The organism is Streptosporangiales bacterium, from assembly GCA_009379825.1.
Lineage (GTDB): Bacteria > Actinomycetota > Actinomycetes > Streptosporangiales > WHST01 > WHST01.
Map to the genome: position 1 here is coordinate 1 of WHTA01000026.1, position 16,579 is coordinate 16,579.

Sequence of the window (16,579 nt, forward strand, 5' to 3'; positions counted from 1 at the left end):
CTAGTGCACCCGGTGCTGCTGGGCCGCGGCCGGAGCCTGTACGCCGGCCTGCAGGACCGCATCGACCTGACGCCCGGACCGGTGACCGTGTTCCGTTCCGGGCAATCTGCTCCTGAAGTACCGGCCACCAGGCCGCTCGTGAACCTCTAGGCGGCACCGCCCTTGGCCTCGATGTGGGCGTCCGGGCCGGGGAAGACGAGCGTCTCCTCGTCACTGCCCGACCAGCGCACCAGATAGGGAGGCGAGCCGTCGGGATGGCTGACCTCAACGATCTCGCCTTCGCGGCGTGGGTCATCCAGGTGAGTGCCCTCGACGACCAGATGATCTCCGACGTGCGCCTTCATCGCATGCTCCCTTCCTGTTCGTAGTTCCAGGATGGAAGCGCGCGGCCACCGTGACAAGCCGTGCGCGGGTGTCAGCCAGACTTGCGGCGGAACCGCCGCTTCACCTTCGCGTCCGAGGGGCCCGCGCTCTTGCCCTGCTCACGCGGGGAGTCCCCGGTGTTGTGCTCGCTGTTCTTCTTCCGCTCCAGCGCCTCGCGGAACTTGCGATGGAGATCGTCACTCTCGCCGGTGTCCGGAGCTTCCTGTTTCTCCTCGGCCATACCGGCAGCGTACTGTACATTCGCACCACCCACACGCCGTTTTCCGCCGTCACCGGTGGACCGTGAGGACGCGGGGGCCGTCCTCGGTGACGGCCATCGTGTGCTCTGCGTGGGCGGCGCGGCCGCCGTCGGCGCTGCGCAGTGTCCAGCCGTCGTCGTCGATGCGGTAGTCGTCGCTGCCGCCGGAGAGCAACCACGGCTCGATCGCCATGACCAGGCCGGGCCGCAGCCGCAGGCCACGACCGGCGACGCCCTCGTTGGGCACCGAAGGCGACTCGTGCATCACCCGCCCGACGCCGTGCCCACCGAAGTCGGTGTTGATGCCGTACCCGGCCGCGCGCCCGACGGCGCCGATCGCCGCGGAGATGTCGCCGATCCGCCCGTCCACGACCGCCGCCTCGATGCCGGCGCGCAGCGCGTTCTCCGCGGTCGCGATCAGCAGGCCGTCGGCCGCGGACGTCTCCCCGACGGTGAACGAGACGGCGGCGTCGCCCACCCACCCGTCCAGGTCGGCGCCGCAGTCGACGCTCAGCAGGTCACCGGCGGCCAGCCGATAGGCACCGGGGATGCCGTGCAGCACCGCGTCATTGACCGACGTGCAGATGACGCCGGGGAACGGTGCGGTCGCGAACGTCGGCTGGTAGCCGAGGAAGACCCCGGTGGCGCCGGCGTCGGCCAGCACGTCCCTGGCGACGGCGTCCAGCTCGGCCAGGCGCATCCCCGCGCTGGCCTGCGCCCGCACCGCCGCGAGCACGTCGGCGACGACGGCGCCGGCCGCGGCCATCGCGTCGATCTCACCGGGCGTCTTCAGCTCGAGCATCGGAGGTCGCCTCCCCCTTGCTGGGATAACTATCCCGGTATTAGTATCACACCATGGTGAGGCCACCGTTGAGTCGGATGGAACGTGAGCGCGGCCGCCGGCTGGGTACGGTCCTGCGCGAGGCGCGCGGCGACCGCACCATGGCCGACGTGGCCGCGGTGTCCGGGGTCTCCGTGGAGACCCTGCGCAAGATCGAGACCGGCCGGATCGCGACGCCGGCGTTCTTCACCGTGCTCGCGCTCGCGTCCGCACTGGAACTCCAGGTCGACGACCTCGCCGCCCGCTGCGAGCCGACCGACACCGCCCTCCCGGCCTGAGCGGCTACGTAGAGGGCGCCACCGGGAACGCGACCGCGGTGTCCGCCTCCGCGAAGTGACAGGCGCTGGGGTGCGTCTCGCTGCGCGGTTCGAGCGCCGGCTCCTGCTCCGCGCAGATGTCCTCCGCCTTCCAACACCGGGTACGGAACCGGCATCCGGACGGCGGGTCGGCCGGGTTCGGCACGTCGCCGGCGAGCACGATCCGTTCCCTGGAACCGCGCAGCGACGGCTCCGCCATCGGCACGGCGGACAACAGCGCCTGGGTGTACGGATGGCTGGGCCGCTGGTACACCTGCTCGCGCGTACCGGTCTCCACGAACTTGCCGAGGTACATCACGGCCACCCGGTCGGAGATGTGCTTCACCACGGTGAGGTCGTGCGCGACGAACAGGTAGGCGAGGCCGAGCTCCTCCTGGATCTTCTGCAGCAGGTTCACCACCTGCGCCTGGATCGACACGTCGAGCGCCGACACCGGCTCGTCGAGCACCAGCAACTCCGGGTCGAGCGCGAGCGCCCTGGCCACACCGATCCGCTGCCGTTGCCCGCCGGAGAACTCGTGCGGGAACCGACCGTCGTGCTCGGGCTTCAGCCCGACCAGCTCCATCAAATCGGCGATCTTGCGCCTGCCGCCCTTGGCGTACAGGCCATGGGTTCGTAGCGGCTCCGCGATCAGCTCGTGCACGGTCATCCGCGGGTCGAGCGACGCGTACGGGTCCTGGAAGACGATCTGCACCTGTCGCCGCAGCGCGCGCAGCTCTGCGTGCCCGGCCTTGGTGATGTCGCGGCCCTTGAACTCGATGGTTCCGCTGGTCGGCTTCAACAGCCGGATCACAGTTCGCCCAAGCGTGGTCTTGCCGCAGCCAGACTCGCCTACGATGCCCAACGTCTCCCCCGGCGCCACCTCGAGGCTGACACCGTCGATCGCATGCACGACACCGACCTGCCGACGCAGCAAACCGCTGTTGATCGGGAAATGCTTGACCAGGTCGCGCACCCGCAGGATCGGCTCCGCGGCCGGCTGCCGCGTGGGCGTGTTCTCTTCGCTGATCTGGGTCACGTGATGTGCTCCGCCTCGTCGAGCAACTCCGCAGCCTTCGTCGACACCTCGTGCGAGAAGTGACATGCGGCCTGGTGGTCGGCACCGTCCACCTGCGTGAGCACCGGTAGTTCGGTGCGGCACCTCTCCCTGCCCTGGGACAGCAGGCAGCGCGGATGGAACGGGCACCCGGAGGGCACGTTCGCCATGTTCGGTGGGCTGCCGGGGATCGGCTTGAGCCACCGTTCGTTCCCTGCCGCCTGCGGCAGGCTATTCATCAACCCGAGGGTGTACGGGTGCCGTGGCCGCTCGAAGATGGTCTGTACGTCGCCGGTCTCCACCACGTGCCCGGCGTACATCACCACCACCCGGTCCGCCATCTCGGCTATGAGCCCCAGGTCGTGGGTGATGAGGATGACGCCCGCATTCGTCTCTCGCTGCGCCTCCTTGAGCACCTCGAGGATCTGCGCCTGGATGGTGACGTCGAGCGCCGTGGTCGGTTCGTCGGCAATCAGCAGTGACGGATCATTCGCCATGCCCATCGCGATCATCGCGCGCTGCCGCATCCCGCCTGAGTACTCGTGCGGGTACTGCGTATATCGCCGTTCCGGCTGCGGGATATCCACGAGCTCGAGCAGCTCGACGGCCCGGTCGCGCAGCGCCTTCCCGCGGATGCCCGGGTTGTGCGACCAGATCGACTCGCCGATCTGGTCGCCCACCTTGAACAACGGGTCGAGGCAGGTCATCGGATCCTGTGGCACGAGTGCGATCTCGTTGCCTCTGACGGCGCGCAGCTCACGCTTCGACAACTTGAGCAGGTCGCGGCCGCGGAAGTACGCGGCACCCGTCCTGGTCATTCGCTTCGACTCGGGGACGAGCCGCAGCAGGGACATCACCGTCACGCTCTTGCCGGAGCCAGACTCCCCGACCACGCCGAGCGTCTCACCCGGGTAGACGTCGTAGCTGACCTCGTCGACAGCACGCAGGTACCCCGAGCTGGTGCGAAAGGTTACCGAGAGATCCTGGATGGACAGCACGGGTTCGGTCACGGTCGCCTCCCTCCTTCAGCCGCGCAGGTTCGGGTCGAGGGCATCCCGCAGTCCGTCCCCGGCCATGTTGAAGCCCAGGACCACGAGGAAGATCGCGAGTCCGGGGAAGGTCGATACGTACGCGGCGTGGAAGATGTACTCCCGGCCTTCGCCGAGCATCGTGCCCCACTCGGGGCTCGGTGGCTGTACACCGAGACCGAGGAAACCAAGGCCCGCAGCGATGAGGATGGTCAACCCGACGTTCAGCGTCGCGTAGACGATGATCGGCGTGAGCGCGTTGCGCAGCAGGTGTCGCCGCAGGATGGCGAACCGGCTGGCGCCGAATGCCTCTGCTGCTTCGATGTAGACCTCCTCGCGCAACGTCAGTGCCAACCCCCTGGCCAGTCTGATGAACTGCGGCACGACACCGATCCCCGCGGCGATGATCACGCTCTGCATGCCGACACCGAGCACTGCCACCAGCGCCAGTGCGAGGAGGAACGAGTTGAACGCGAGCATGATGTCGGCCATCCGCTGGATCACGAGGTCGGCCCAGCCTCCGAGATAGCCGGAGATGAGACCGAGTGGAACGCCGATCCCGCTGGCTATCCCGACGGCGAGCACACCGATGATCAACGTGTACCTGCCGCCGTACATGATCCTGGCAAGGATGTCCCTACCCAAGCCGTCGGTGCCCAACGGGTGTGTCCACGACGGAGCGGCGAACGACGCCGCGAGATCCTGCTTGGCCGGATCGTACGGAGTCAGAAGCGGCGCGAACACCGCAAGGAACGTGAACACCAGCAAGATGCCGATGCCGATGACGGCCGCCTTGTTACGTAGCAGTGCCTTCAGCGCCGCCACCGCGGGGCGGCTGCCTCGCCGATCCTCCACCGCATCGCGCTCTTCGATGACCGTGTCAGTCATAGAGGTTCACCCGTGGGTCGACGACCGTGTACAACAGGTCGGTGATGATGTTGACCACGATGAACATCGCGGCGAACGTGAACACGATTCCCTGCACCATGGGGAAGTCGCGCGCATTGATCGAGTCGATGAGCAACCGTCCGAGGCCGGGCCAGGCGAACACCGACTCGGTGAGCACCGCCCCTCCGAGCAACGTACCGAACTGCAGACCGATGACCGTCAGGATCGGCACGAACGAGTTCCGCAACGCGTGCTTGTACACGACGACTCGTTCCACGAGACCCTTCGCCCGCACCGTCCTGATGTAGTCGCGCCCGAGCACCTCGAGCATGTTGGACCGGGTCATCCGCGACACGATCGCCGTGGAGAACACGCCGAGCGTCAACGAGGGCAGGATCAGGCTCGACAAGCTCGCCGCGCCGGAAGCGGGAACGACCTTGAGGTTCACCGCGAACACCACGATGAGCAGGATGCCGAGCCAGTAGACCGGCATGGAGATACCCATCACGCCGACAGCGGAAACCAGACTGTCGATCCAGCTGTCCTTGTGGGTGGCCGCGATGACGCCGAGCAGGATCCCGACAACGACACCGAACAAGGTACCGAGCACAGCGAGCTCCACGGTGAACGGCAACCGCGCCATGATCTCCTCGGTCACCGGACTGCCGGTGCGCGCCGAGACACCCATGTTGCCGTTCATCAGATGCTCGAGGAACCGCCAGTACTGGACGATGATCGGCTCGTCCAGCCCCAACTGGCGCCGGATCCGCTCGACCTCGGCCTGAGTGGCCTCCATCCCCGCGATCATCCGCGCCGGGTCGCCGGGCAGGAGTTGGATGAGTCCAACCAACACCAGCCCGACGCCCAGCAACGTGATGACCGAGGCAACGAGCCGCCTCGTCATGTACACCCAGAAACCGCGCACGTGTCTCCGCTCAGCTCAACACACGATCTGCGGAACGCTACTTCTTGGCCGGCCGTGCGTAGACGGCGTCGAACTTCTCGTTCGGTATGTAAGAGACGCCTTCGACGTCACTGGAGTGTGCAAGGAGCAGGGTCTGGCTCCACAGGAACATCCATGGCGCATCATCCCAGATCTGCTTCTGCGCATCGCAGTACATCTTGTCGCGAGCTGCGTCGTCCAACTCCGTGTTGCCCTTGGCGATGAGCGACTCGACCTTGGGGTTGGTGTAGAACGCGCTCGCCAGCCCGTTCGTCGGCCACTGCGACTTCTGGAACATCTGGAACTGGCTTGGCGCGTCCAGCGCTCCCGGAGCCCAGCCGAGGAGGTGCATGTCGTACACCTGCTCGTCCTTCGCCGCACCCGTGTTGGCGATGTAGCTCGGCCAGTCCGTTGTCCTGACCTTCACCTTGACACCAACCTCACGGAGGTTCGCCGCGATCGCCTGGGCAGCCTGCTTGTCCTGCAGATACCGGCCGGACGGGGTGCCCATGGTGACCGACAGGTTCTTCGCACCCGCATCGGCCAACAGCTGTTTCGCCTTCTTGGGGTCGTACTCGTAGCTGCCCACGCTGCAGTAGCCGTCGAGGCTCGACGCGAACGGTGAGTCCACGACATCGACCGCACCGAACACCACCTTTTCGGCGATGCTCTTCTTGTCCACGGCGTAGTTGAGTGCCTGCCGTACCCGCTTGTCGTCGAACGGTGGCTTGGAGTTGTTGAATGCGGTGAAGACCGTACGGTCGCTCGGTGCCTGCACCACCTCGAGCGCGGAGTCTTCCTCCAGCGCCTTCAGGTCGGACACCGGCGGGTTCATGATCATTTCCGCCTGACCGGACCGCAGCATCGCTTCGCGCGAGTTGCTCTCCGGCACGATGTGGAAGACGACCCTGTCGTAGTGCGGCTTCTTACCCCAATAGTCGCCGTACTTCTCGTAGACCGCCTGGTCGCCCTTCTTGAACCTGACGAAGGAGTACGGGCCGGTACCTACCGGCTTCACGATGTTCTTGTAGCTGTTGCCGTCCTTCTCGGCCGACTCCGGGGACATCATTCCGGAGATGGTCGAGCTCAAGAAGAGCGGAAGGTTCGGCGAGGGATTCTTGAGGTCGATTTCGAGCGTTGTCGGATCGGCGGCAGTGACCTTGCTGATCACTTCGTAGTTACCGCGGATCGGTACCTCTACCTTCGGGTCGAGCAACCGGTCAAGATTGAATTTCGCCGCCTCGGCATCGAACTTGGTGCCGTCCTGGAACTTGACGCCCTCGCGCAGCTTGAACGTCATGGTCTTCCCGCCGTTCGAAGTCTCCCAGGACTCCGCCAGGCTCGGCTGCACCTTGCCCTTCTTGTCGAGCTTGGTGAGGGCTTCGACGCCGTAGTCGACAACGTTCTGCACCGTCGTCGTGGTCTGCTGCACCGGGTCGACCGTGTCGAGGTCGACGCCGATGCCGATGTTGAAAGTCTTGTCAGCGCCCTCGCCGCCGCCACCACCGCCGCCGGTGGTGCACGCGCTAAGTACTAAGGCACCCGCTACGGCCGCGATCAGCGCCACGCGAGTACCGCTTTTCCCAGCTCGCCGCATTGCCTCTCCGCCTCCTTGGTGGTAGGGCCCCCGAGGTTCGGAAAACTATTTTCGGCATCCTCCACGCTGAGGTAGGTAATGGGTGACGTTGAGAATTGCATACCCAATATGAAGCGTCAACAGTGCGTCCGGCGGCGGTGGGCGTGGCGTCACCGGGACGCGTTCGACCCTGCACTATCGCGCATGCGCGGCTACGGAACAGGCAGCTCGCCGGCCACCACGGTGCCGCGACAGACCACGGCGCGGATGCGGTCGGTGGACAGTTCGTCTATCCGCTCCCATGGCCGTCCCTCGAGTACGACGAAGTCTGCGTAGCTGCCTGCGGTGACCCGTCCGGCCAGGTCGGTCAACCCCAATGACGCACCAGCGGTAGCCGTGGCAGCACGCAGTGCATTCTCCGCGTCCAGCTCCAGCACCTCCGCCATCCGCACGGTCTCGGCCATCTGGTCGCCGAAGGCCAGGAAGTATCCACTCGCGTCGGTCGCCAGCACGAACCGCACGCCGGCCTTCGCGGCCCACCGGAACCCGGCATCCCGCGACGGCACCAGCCGCATCGCCTTGGCCCTGGACTCCTCGCCCACAGGCGCCCGGCCACCAGCGATGATGTCGTTGATCAGCAGCGTTGGCCCGATCGCGATGCCGGCGGCTGCGATCGCCTCGGCCTGCTCCTCGGTCATCTCCGTGGCGTGCTCGATCGAGTCGACCCCCGCGTCCAGCGCCTTCTGGATGCCCGCGGGCGTGTGTGCGTGCGCGGCCACCCGCATACCGAGTGCATGCGCCTCGTCGACAGTCGCCTCGACCTCGGCCTCGGTGTGGTTGCGCCAGTGCACGTTGTCGCGCGCGGAGAGCACTCCGCCGCTGGTGAAGATCTTGATCCCCGTCAGGCCCTTCTGCGCCCACGTACGGACCAGCTTGCGGCACTCGTCCGGGCTGTCGGCGGTCGGCCCGCGCAGCGGGTGTGCCGGTGGCACGAACAGGTCGTGGTGCCCGGCCGTCATCCCCACCGGCCCGCTCGCCCGCACCCGCGGCCCAGTCAGTACCGACGAGTCGAAGACGCGCGACAGCGCGACCTGCACCTCGTCCGCGGCCAGGTCGCGCATCGTGGTCACGCCGTGGCGCATTGCGCGCTGTGCGTTGGCGGCGGCGTGCAGCACGTGCTCCTCGCGCGTGGTGAGCATCGGCCACACCGACGTGTCGTCACCACGCGGGTTGCCGACCGCGTTCGCCCGCCCGACCAGGTGCACGTGGGTGTCGACCAGGCCGGGAATGAGGCTCAGCTCGGGCGACCGCTCGTCACCGCCGGGCACCACATCCTCGATGCGGTCACCGCGCCACCGCACCGTGCAGTTGCCGCGATCCGATACACCGTCCCACACCCGGATGTCGATAGCGCCGTATTGAGAATCGTCAGCTGCCATGCGAACACGGTAGCCGCTGGGTCGCAATACGTCGCCACCCTTTCGAGCACCGTGATAACGTCACCCAAACCGCAGGGGTGCCGACGTAATGCGGGAGCGCCGAGTGGACGCGAAGCAAGCGGTCAAGAAGGCCATCGACGATGCCGGCGAACGGCTCGTCGACCTCAGCCATCGGATCCATGCCAACCCTGAGCTCGGTTTCGCCGAGCACAAGGCGAGCCGATGGGTCGCGGAGGAGCTGGAACGCGGCGGGCTCGACGTACAGCTCGGCGTCGCCGATCTTCCCACCGCACTCGTGGCGACGGCCGGTTCCGGACCGCTGGTGCTCGGCATCTGCTGCGAGTACGACGCACTCCCCGACGTCGGTCACGCGTGCGGACACAACGTGATCGCGGCCGCGGGCGTCGGCGCGGCGATCGGCCTCGCCGGCCTCGCCGACGAGCTCGGCATCACGGTGAAGGTCTTCGGCACGCCCGCGGAAGAAGGCGGCGGCGGCAAGGTACTGATGCTCGAACGTGGCGTCTTCGCCGACACGCACGCCTGCATGATGGTGCATCCGTCACGGTACGAGCGGGTGGACACGAAGATGTTGGCGATCTCGAGCTATCGGGTCGACTACACGGGCAAGGAGGCGCACGCCTCCGCGCACCCTGCCGAAGGCATCAACGCGGCCGACGCGCTCACCGTCGCCCAGGTGTCCGTCGGCCTGTTGCGGCAACACATCCAGGCTACGGACCGGATCCACGGCATCGTCACGCACGGCGGTGAGGCACCGAACATCGTGCCGGCACACACCAGCGCGTCGTACTACGTCCGCGCCGCCGACTTCGAGGCGCTCGAGACGCTGACGGCGAAGGTGCGCGCCTGTTTCGACGCCGGCGCCATGGCGACCGGGGCGGCCATCCAGGTGAGCGAGCCCACCCCGCCGTACGCGGAGATGCTGAACGACGAAGTGATGATGGCCTACTACAAGGCCAACGCGGAGGCGGCCGGCCGCCAGTTCCCCGAGCTGTCGCCACGGGAGCTGGCCGCGGTCGGCTCGAGCGACATGGGCAACGTCTCGCGTGCCATGCCCTCGATCCACCCGATGCTCGGCCTCGACTGCGGTGACTCGGGCAACCACCAACCCGAGTTCGCCAGGCACTGCGCCGGCCCGTCCGCCGACGCCGCAGTCGTGCAGGGCGCCACGGCGATGGCCTGGACGTACGCCGACCTTGCCGGCGACGAGCTGCAGCGCACCCGCCTGATGACCTGACCGTACGACCGACCCGATGAGCGTTCGATGAGAAAACGCTCATCGACGGCTCACCTGGCTATCACCTGGGCTCACCAGGCTCTCGGTCATGAGCTCCCCACGGGTCACCACGTTGCGCAGGCCGCGGATCGCGTTGTACTCGCACGACGCAGTCGGCCTCGGCCATATCCGCAGGAACATCGCCATCGCGGGTGCGTTGCGCCGGCTGAACCCGGCACCCGACGTGCTGCTTATCACAGGCACACCGGAGGCCGCCGCACTCGCCCGACCGGACGGCTGTGACGTACTCGGCCTGCCGGCGCTGACGAAGACGTCGACCGGCGGCTACGGGGCGCGCCACCTGTCGCTGTCGCTCGGTGAGCTGATCGGGATGCGCGCGGAGATGGTGCACAGCGCGCTCTCCGCGTTCCGACCCGACCTGCTCGTCGTCGACAAGCACCCGCGCGGGTTCCGCGGCGAGCTCACCCCGACGCTCGACACGCTCACCGCCCGCGGCGCGACGAAGGTGGTGCTCGGCCTGCGCGACGTGCTCGACGAACCGGCCAGGGCGCGGCGCGAGTGGGCGGACAACCGGTCGACCGAGGCCGTGTCCCGGTGGTACGACCAGGTCTGGCTCTACGGCGACCCGCGGGTGCACGACCTGACGGCCACCCTGCGGCTGCCGGGCTCGGTGGCCGCGCTGGCCACGTACACCGGTTACCTGGCCGACCGGCCGATGCCCGAGGAGCGGGCGGGCGGGCGTTACGTGCTCGGGCTGGTCGGCGCGGGCGGCGACGGCGGTCCGCTCGCAGAGGCGTTCGCCGGCGCGGCCATGCCGCCGGGGTACGGCGGGGTGCTGATCACCGGGCCGCATCTCCCGCCGCCGCGCCGGTCCACGATCAGGGACCGTGCCGCCGCGCGGGCGGACCTCCAGGTGCACGACTTCGTGCCCGACATGGTGCCGTGGCTCGACCAGGCAGCCGCCGTCGTCGCCATGGGCGGTTACAACACCGTCTGCGAGGCGTTGGTCCGGCGGCTGCCGACCCTCGTCGTGCCGCGGGTACGGCCACGCGCGGAGCAGCTGGTGCGGGCCAGCGGGCTCGCCGCCACCGGGGCGGTCGACGCGCTCCACCCGGACGACCTCAGCACCGCGCGGGTCGGCGACTGGCTGGCCACCGCGGTACGCTGGCCGGCGCGCGACGTCGGCCAGGTCGACCTCGACGGCCTGCGCCGGCTGCCGGCGCTCGCCGAGCAGCTGCTGCACGGTGGCGCGACCTGTGCGGAGGACGAAGATGTGGCGTGACGGCGACCGGATCGGTTACGTGGTGAAGCGCTACCCGAGGTTCTCCGAGACGTTCGTGGTCGCCGAGATCATCGCGAGGGAGAGCCGTGGCGCGGACGTCGACATCTTCGCGCTCCGGCCGTGCGTGGACGGCAGGTTCCACGACGCGCTGGCGAAGGTGCGCGCGTCGGTCACGTACCTCACCCGCGCCGGCAAGGCGGAGGAGCTCTGGTCGGTGCTGCGCGACGCAGCGCCTGCCCTGCCTGGCCTGCCTGGCCTGCCGCTCGCGCTCGGTGAGCTGCTCGACCACGACGCCGAGACCGCAGGGCAGGCGGTCGAGCTCGCCCAGCAGGTGAAGGAACGCGGCCTCACCCACCTGCACGCGCACTTCGCGACGTCGGCGACCACCGTGGCCAGGCTGGCCGGCATGCTCGCGGACGTCCCGTACTCGTTCACGGCGCACGCCAAGGACATCTTCCACGAGTCCGTCGAGCCCGAGGACCTGCGCACGAAGCTCGCCGACGCACACCACGTCGTGACGGTCAGCGACTTCAACGTGGCGTACCTCGCCGAACGGTTCGGCGCCGCGGCCGCCCGGGTGCACCGGGTGTACAACGGGCTGGACCTCGACGACTTCGGGTACCAGGAGCCGGCGGCCGCTCAGCCACCCGTGGTGCTCGGCGTGGGCCGGCTGGTGGAGAAGAAGGGCTTCGACGTCCTCCTGGACGCCTGTGCACTGCTCACCGCGGCGGGACGTGAGCTGCGGTGCCGGATCGTCGGCACCGGACTGCTCGAGGACGACCTGCGGGCGCAGGTGCACAGGCTCGGCCTCGGCAACGTCGTGCAGCTGACCGGTGCGCTCCCGCAACCCGAGGTGCGGCGGGAGATGCGTGCGGCGACCGTGCTCGCCGCGCCGTGCGTCGTAGGCGCCGACGGCAACCAGGACGGCCTGCCGACCGTGCTGCTCGAGGCGATGGCGCTCGGCACCCCGTACGTGTCCACGGGCGTGGCGGGCATCGACGAGGCGGTGGTGCACGAGCGCACCGGCCTCGTGGTGCCGCAGCGGGACGCGGCCGCACTCGCGCGCAGCATCGCGCGCCTGCTCGACGACCAGCTGCTCCGTACGAGGCTGGCGGCAGCGGCGCGGGCACACGTCGAGCGGTCCTTCACCAGCGAGCGACAGGCCGACGAGCTCGACGCGCTCCTGCAGGCCGACGGCTCGCTCGCAGGAGCGCACTGATGCGGGTGGCGTACGTGTGCGCAGACGCCGGCATCCCCGTGTATGGCAGCAAGGGTGCGTCGATCCACGTGCAGGAGGTGCTGAAGGTGCTCTCGGCAACGGCCACGTCGGTCGACCTGTTCTGTAGGCGCACCGGCGGCACGCCGCGCGGTGTGCTCGGCGCGGTCACCACCCACGAGCTCCCCGTACCGGCCGCCGACCTCGCGACCAGGGAACGGCTCTGCCGGCAGGACGACGAGCGGCTGGCGCGGCGGCTGACCGCGGCCGGGCCGTTCGACCTGGTCTACGAGCGGTACTCGCTGTGGAGCCAGGCCGGCATGACGTACGCGCGGGACCTGGGCGTGCCGGGTGTGCTCGAAGTGAACGCACCGCTCATCGACGAACAGCGCACGCACCGCGGCCTCGTACACCGGGCCGAGGCGGAGGCGGTGCTGCGCACCGCGGCGCGTGCGGCCACCGTGGCCGTCGCCGTCTCTGGGCAGGTGGCCGCGTGGGTACGCGCGCACGTCCCGGACGCCGACGTCGTCGTGCAACCCAACGGCGTCGACGTCGACCGCATCCGGCCGGCCGCGGCACCTTCCGCGGAGCCGTTCACCGTCGGGTTCGTCGGCTCGCTCAAGCCGTGGCACGGCGTGCACACCCTGGTCGACGCGTTCGCCGCGCACGCCAGCCGTCACCCGCGCTCCCGGTTGCTCGTGGTCGGCGACGGACCGGAACGGAACGACCTCACCGAACGGGTGGCCAGGCACGGCCTCACCGCCACCACCGAGTTCACCGGCGCGGTGGCGGCCGACGAGATCCCCGCACTCCTACAGCGGATGACCGTCGCGACCGCGCCATATCCGCGCGACGACGGGCACTACTTCTCGCCGCTGAAGGTCTACGAGTACCTGGCCGCCGGGCTGCCGGTGGTGGCCAGTGCGATCGGCCAGCTCACCGACGTGCTCACGCACGACCGCGACGGCGTGCTCGTACCGGCGGGCAACCCGGCCGCGCTCGCCGCCGAGCTGTCCGCACTCCACGACGACCCCGCCCGCCGCCACCGGCTCGGCCGGCAGGCACGCGAGACGGCCACGCGGCACACCTGGACCCAGGTCGTCGAGCGCACGCTCGACGCCGCGAACACGGCGAGGATGACCAATGTCGGCTGACCCCAAGCTGGAGCCCGCACTCAGGGGTTTCCGCCGCACGCTGCGGTACGTACGGCCGCACCTGCGGCCACAGCGCAAGTTCGTCGCCGGCGGCCTGCTCGCGCTCGCCGGCGAGGTGGCGTTCCGGCTGCTCGAACCGTGGCCGCTGAAGATCGTCATCGACTCGGTCATCGTGCCGGCGACCACCGGGCGCGGCGGCGCGAACCCGTTCCTCCCGCTGCTTGCCGCAGCGGTCGCGGTGGTGGCGTTCGCCGGCTTCCGCGCCGCCTCCGCGTACCTGATGACGGTCTGCTTCGCCATCGCCGGCAGCCGGGCGATGACCACCGTGCGCGCCGACCTCTTCGCCCACGTGCAGCGGCTGTCGCTGCGCTTCCACGGGCACACGAAGACCGGCGACCTGCTCACCCGGTTGGTCAGCGACGTGAACCGCGTACAGGAGGTCGCCGTCACCGCCGCGCTGCCCTTGGTCGGCAACGTCGTCGCGCTGCTGAGCATGACCGCCGTCATGTTCGTGCTCAACTGGCAGCTTGCGCTCGTCGTGGTCACGGTGTTCCCGACCTTCCTGCTGATGAGCACCTGGCAGAGCAGCCGGATCAACGGCGCGGCGCGGCAGCAGCGGCTGAGAGAGGGGGAGCTGGCCGGCACGGCCGGCGAGGCCCTGTCGGCCATCAGGGTCGTGCAGGCGTACTCGCTCGAACCAGTACTGCAGCAGGCGTTCAGCGCGAACAACACGCGGGCACTGCGCGACGGCGTGGTCTCGTCCCGGCTGGCCGCCGGCCTGGAACGACGCACCGACCTGCTCGTGGGCTTCGGCACCGCCCTGGTGCTGCTGACCGGCGGTGCGGTCGCGTTGTCCGGCGCGCTGACCGTCGGCGAGCTGGTCGTCTTCCTGACCTATCTGAAGAGCGCGTTCAAGCCGATGCGCGACCTGGCCAAGTACACCGGCAGGCTGGCGAAGGCCGCGGCGTCCGGCGAGCGCATCGTCGACCTGTTCGAGACGCACGCGGAGGTGGCGGACCGCCGGTACGCCTGGCACGCACCGCGCTTCACCGGCGACGTGCGGTTCGAGGACGTCGACGTGCACTACGGCCCTGGCGCGCCCGCGGTGTCCGGCGTCGACCTGCACGTCCCGGCCGGCACCCGGGTGGCACTGCTCGGCCGGTCCGGCTCGGGGAAGTCGACGCTCGCCTCGCTCGTCCCCCGGTTGCAGGACCCGACCGGCGGCCGGGTCCGTATCGACGGCTACGACGTGCGCGACCTGACGGTGGCCTCGTTGCGCAGCCAGGTGGCGATCGTCCTGCAGGAGACCGTACTGTTCGCCACGACCGTCCGCGAGAACATCAGGTACGGACGGCCGTCCGCCTCCGATGCTCAAGTGGAGCACGCGGCCAGGCTGGCCAACGCCGACGAGTTCGTCACGCTGATGCCGCAGGGCTACGACACGATCGTCGGCGAACGCGGCGAGAGCATGTCAGGCGGCCAGCGGCAACGCATCGCCATCGCGCGCGCCATCCTCAAGGACGCGCCCATCGTCATCCTCGACGAGGCCACCACCGGGCTCGACGACGAGAACTCCCGCGGTGTGCTCGACGCGCTGCGCGAGCTCACCGAGGGCAGGACCACATTCGTCATCTCCCACGACGAGACACAGGTGGCCGACTGCACGATGGTCGTACGGCTGGCGGACGGCCAGGTCACGTCCGTGGACCACACACCGCGGCACAGCGCGTTCGCGGGGCGCCCATGCTGACCGCAGCCGACCGCGAGCTGGTGACGCGCGAGCCCGCCATCCCCGGCCTCCGCGTCGCGCTCGACCCCGACGCACTCCTCGAGCTGTTCCTGCCGCAGTGGCCGGCCGGCCAGCCGCAGCCGCAGAGCGCCCACGTCAGGTACGTGCGCTACAAGCCTGGCACCAGCCTGCTCGCCGGGGTGGAGCTACGGACGGCGACGGAGTCGGCGCGGGCGTTCGTGAAGGCGTACGGTCGCGGCGGCGAGGCGAAGGTCGCGAAGCTGCGGGCGAACGGGGACGCCGACCCGGTCGGGTGGGGCGCCCTCGTCGACGACGAGCTCAACCTCGTCTTCGCCGACGCCACCGCCGACCGCGCCCTGCCCGGGCTGCGGCGGCTCACGACGACCGCCGACGGGCGACTGCAGCCGTTGCGCTACAAGCCGGAGCGCCGCTGGGTGGGCAGGCACCACCAAGCGGCTGGCGTCGTACGGCTGGTGAAGGTACACCGGCCGCGCACGACGGCCGGCTACCTGGCGGCGCAACACGCGCTGACGGCCGCCGGGCTACCCGTCCCCGCGCTGCACTCGGCCGACTCGGAAACCGGTGTGCTGACCTACGACTGGTTCGACGGCACCCCGCTCGACCAGCTGGCACCCACCGCGGACCAGCTGCACGAAGCCGGCGCGCTGCTCGCCCGGTTGCACCGGGCGGCCGGGCCGGTGCAGGGCCGGCCGCCGAACCCCACGGCCGACGTGGGAGCAGCGGTCGAGGCGATCGCGGCGATCGCGCCGCGCTGCGCCACCGTCGCGCAGTCGGCCGTGCTCTCCGCGCTGCACGCACGGCGCGCGCTCGAGCCGGTCACCACCACCGTGCACGGCGACTTCTCCGCCGACCAGCTGATCGCCCGTCCCACCGGTCTGGGCCTCGTCGACCTCGACCGGGTGCGCACGGACGACCCGGTCACCGACCTGGCGACCTGGGTCGCCGCCGAGCTGGCCGGCGGGCGCGCGCCGGCCGACGCCGAGCCGGCCGACGTCCTCGGCCCGCTGCTCACCGGCTACCTCGCAGGCACCGACCTGGCCGTACACCGCCGGCTGGCCGTGGCGACCACGCTGGCGTTGCTGCACCGCGCCGTCGAGCCGTTCCGGCACCGGGCGCCGGACTGGCTGCCGCAGACCGAGGCGCTCGTGCACGCCGCGGACCGGATGGCGCACGCGAGCCAGCACCGGAGGGTACGTGCCTGACCTCGCTGC

At 69.5% G+C, this 16,579-nt stretch carries 16 protein-coding genes; 7 read left to right on the top strand and 9 right to left on the bottom strand.

The features are described 5' to 3' along the window. Positions 1–146: 146 nt before the first annotated feature. From GEV07_14675 to map, 3 genes are all read right to left on the bottom strand, one after another. Positions 147–344: a DUF1918 domain-containing protein gene (locus GEV07_14675; protein ID MQA03905.1), complete on the bottom strand. Its 198-nt coding sequence runs from the start codon at positions 342–344 to the stop codon at positions 147–149. A gap of 71 nt (positions 345–415) precedes the next feature. Then, entirely contained in the window at positions 416–604 is a 189-nt protein-coding gene (locus GEV07_14680) for a hypothetical protein (GenBank protein MQA03906.1), read from the bottom strand. Positions 605–653: 49 nt separating this feature from the next. Further along, a complete protein-coding gene (gene map, locus GEV07_14685; GenBank protein MQA03907.1) occupies positions 654–1,424 on the bottom strand; it encodes a type I methionyl aminopeptidase in 771 nt (256 codons plus the stop codon). Positions 1,425–1,477: 53 nt separating this feature from the next. Here map and GEV07_14690 point away from each other — a divergent pair, with 53 nt between their 5' ends. Continuing rightward, positions 1,478–1,741, top strand: coding sequence for a helix-turn-helix domain-containing protein (locus GEV07_14690; GenBank protein MQA03908.1), 264 nt, complete (start codon positions 1,478–1,480; stop codon positions 1,739–1,741). A gap of 4 nt (positions 1,742–1,745) precedes the next feature. Here GEV07_14690 and GEV07_14695 read toward each other — a convergent pair whose 3' ends face one another. The 6 genes from GEV07_14695 to GEV07_14720 form a co-directional block, all read right to left on the bottom strand. Then, the gene (locus GEV07_14695) at positions 1,746–2,864 is read right to left on the bottom strand and encodes a dipeptide ABC transporter ATP-binding protein (GenBank protein MQA03909.1); all 1,119 of its coding nucleotides are present in this window, start codon (positions 2,862–2,864) and stop codon (positions 1,746–1,748) included. Next, positions 2,795–3,826: an ATP-binding cassette domain-containing protein gene (locus tag GEV07_14700; GenBank protein ID MQA03910.1), complete on the bottom strand. Its 1,032-nt coding sequence runs from the start codon at positions 3,824–3,826 to the stop codon at positions 2,795–2,797. Before GEV07_14700 ends, GEV07_14695 begins: the two co-directional genes overlap by 70 nt. A gap of 15 nt (positions 3,827–3,841) precedes the next feature. Beyond that, positions 3,842–4,732 (bottom strand): ABC transporter permease subunit, encoded by an 891-nt coding sequence (locus GEV07_14705; protein MQA03911.1) that lies wholly within the window; start codon positions 4,730–4,732, stop codon positions 3,842–3,844. Then, entirely contained in the window at positions 4,725–5,636 is a 912-nt protein-coding gene (locus tag GEV07_14710) for an ABC transporter permease subunit (protein MQA03912.1), read from the bottom strand. Before GEV07_14710 ends, GEV07_14705 begins: the two co-directional genes overlap by 8 nt. A 58-nt stretch (positions 5,637–5,694) precedes the next feature. Then, positions 5,695–7,272: an ABC transporter substrate-binding protein gene (locus GEV07_14715; protein MQA03913.1), complete on the bottom strand. Its 1,578-nt coding sequence runs from the start codon at positions 7,270–7,272 to the stop codon at positions 5,695–5,697. 191 nt (positions 7,273–7,463) lie between these two features. Continuing rightward, positions 7,464–8,690 carry an amidohydrolase family protein gene (locus GEV07_14720; GenBank protein ID MQA03914.1) on the bottom strand — a complete coding sequence of 409 codons (1,227 nt, stop codon included), beginning with the start codon at positions 8,688–8,690 and terminating at the stop codon, positions 7,464–7,466. Between the two features lie 88 nt (positions 8,691–8,778). Here GEV07_14720 and GEV07_14725 point away from each other — a divergent pair, with 88 nt between their 5' ends. The 6 genes from GEV07_14725 to GEV07_14750 all read left to right on the top strand — a co-directional run bounded on the left by GEV07_14725 (position 8,779) and on the right by GEV07_14750 (position 16,570). Then, positions 8,779–9,945, top strand: coding sequence for an amidohydrolase (locus GEV07_14725; protein MQA03915.1), 1,167 nt, complete (start codon positions 8,779–8,781; stop codon positions 9,943–9,945). An 88-nt stretch (positions 9,946–10,033) separates the two neighbouring features. Further along, on the top strand, positions 10,034–11,227 hold the full coding sequence (locus GEV07_14730) for a glycosyltransferase (GenBank protein ID MQA03916.1): 1,194 nt from the start codon (positions 10,034–10,036) through the stop codon (positions 11,225–11,227). Continuing rightward, positions 11,217–12,446 carry a glycosyltransferase gene (locus GEV07_14735; GenBank protein ID MQA03917.1) on the top strand — a complete coding sequence of 410 codons (1,230 nt, stop codon included), beginning with the start codon at positions 11,217–11,219 and terminating at the stop codon, positions 12,444–12,446. Before GEV07_14730 ends, GEV07_14735 begins: the two co-directional genes overlap by 11 nt. Beyond that, positions 12,446–13,597: a glycosyltransferase gene (locus GEV07_14740; protein MQA03918.1), complete on the top strand. Its 1,152-nt coding sequence runs from the start codon at positions 12,446–12,448 to the stop codon at positions 13,595–13,597. The genes GEV07_14735 and GEV07_14740 overlap by 1 nt, the downstream gene beginning before the upstream one ends. Further along, positions 13,587–15,347 (top strand): ATP-binding cassette domain-containing protein, encoded by a 1,761-nt coding sequence (locus GEV07_14745; protein ID MQA03919.1) that lies wholly within the window; start codon positions 13,587–13,589, stop codon positions 15,345–15,347. The genes GEV07_14740 and GEV07_14745 overlap by 11 nt, the downstream gene beginning before the upstream one ends. Beyond that, the gene (locus tag GEV07_14750) at positions 15,341–16,570 is read left to right on the top strand and encodes a hypothetical protein (protein MQA03920.1); all 1,230 of its coding nucleotides are present in this window, start codon (positions 15,341–15,343) and stop codon (positions 16,568–16,570) included. Before GEV07_14745 ends, GEV07_14750 begins: the two co-directional genes overlap by 7 nt. Positions 16,571–16,579 lie beyond the last annotated feature (9 nt).

What these genes read in the sequence shown, in the direction of transcription:
- GEV07_14675 (MQA03905.1), bottom strand. Translation starts at nt 344, where the DNA reads ATGAAGGCGCACGTCGGAGATCATCTGGTCGTCGAGGGCACTCACCTG.
- GEV07_14680 (MQA03906.1), bottom strand. Translation starts at nt 604, where the DNA reads ATGGCCGAGGAGAAACAGGAAGCTCCGGACACCGGCGAGAGTGACGAT.
- map (MQA03907.1), bottom strand. Translation starts at nt 1,424, where the DNA reads ATGCTCGAGCTGAAGACGCCCGGTGAGATCGACGCGATGGCCGCGGCC.
- GEV07_14690 (MQA03908.1), top strand. Translation starts at nt 1,478, where the DNA reads ATGGTGAGGCCACCGTTGAGTCGGATGGAACGTGAGCGCGGCCGCCGG.
- GEV07_14695 (MQA03909.1), bottom strand. Translation starts at nt 2,864, where the DNA reads ATGTCACTTCTCGCACGAGGTGTCGACGAAGGCTGCGGAGTTGCTCGA.
- GEV07_14705 (MQA03911.1), bottom strand. Translation starts at nt 4,732, where the DNA reads ATGACTGACACGGTCATCGAAGAGCGCGATGCGGTGGAGGATCGGCGA.
- GEV07_14710 (MQA03912.1), bottom strand. Translation starts at nt 5,636, where the DNA reads ATGACGAGGCGGCTCGTTGCCTCGGTCATCACGTTGCTGGGCGTCGGG.
- GEV07_14715 (MQA03913.1), bottom strand. Translation starts at nt 7,272, where the DNA reads ATGCGGCGAGCTGGGAAAAGCGGTACTCGCGTGGCGCTGATCGCGGCC.
- GEV07_14720 (MQA03914.1), bottom strand. Translation starts at nt 8,690, where the DNA reads ATGGCAGCTGACGATTCTCAATACGGCGCTATCGACATCCGGGTGTGG.
- GEV07_14725 (MQA03915.1), top strand. Translation starts at nt 8,779, where the DNA reads ATGCGGGAGCGCCGAGTGGACGCGAAGCAAGCGGTCAAGAAGGCCATC.
- GEV07_14730 (MQA03916.1), top strand. Translation starts at nt 10,034, where the DNA reads ATGAGCTCCCCACGGGTCACCACGTTGCGCAGGCCGCGGATCGCGTTG.
- GEV07_14735 (MQA03917.1), top strand. Translation starts at nt 11,217, where the DNA reads ATGTGGCGTGACGGCGACCGGATCGGTTACGTGGTGAAGCGCTACCCG.
- GEV07_14740 (MQA03918.1), top strand. Translation starts at nt 12,446, where the DNA reads ATGCGGGTGGCGTACGTGTGCGCAGACGCCGGCATCCCCGTGTATGGC.
- GEV07_14745 (MQA03919.1), top strand. Translation starts at nt 13,587, where the DNA reads ATGTCGGCTGACCCCAAGCTGGAGCCCGCACTCAGGGGTTTCCGCCGC.
- GEV07_14750 (MQA03920.1), top strand. Translation starts at nt 15,341, where the DNA reads ATGCTGACCGCAGCCGACCGCGAGCTGGTGACGCGCGAGCCCGCCATC.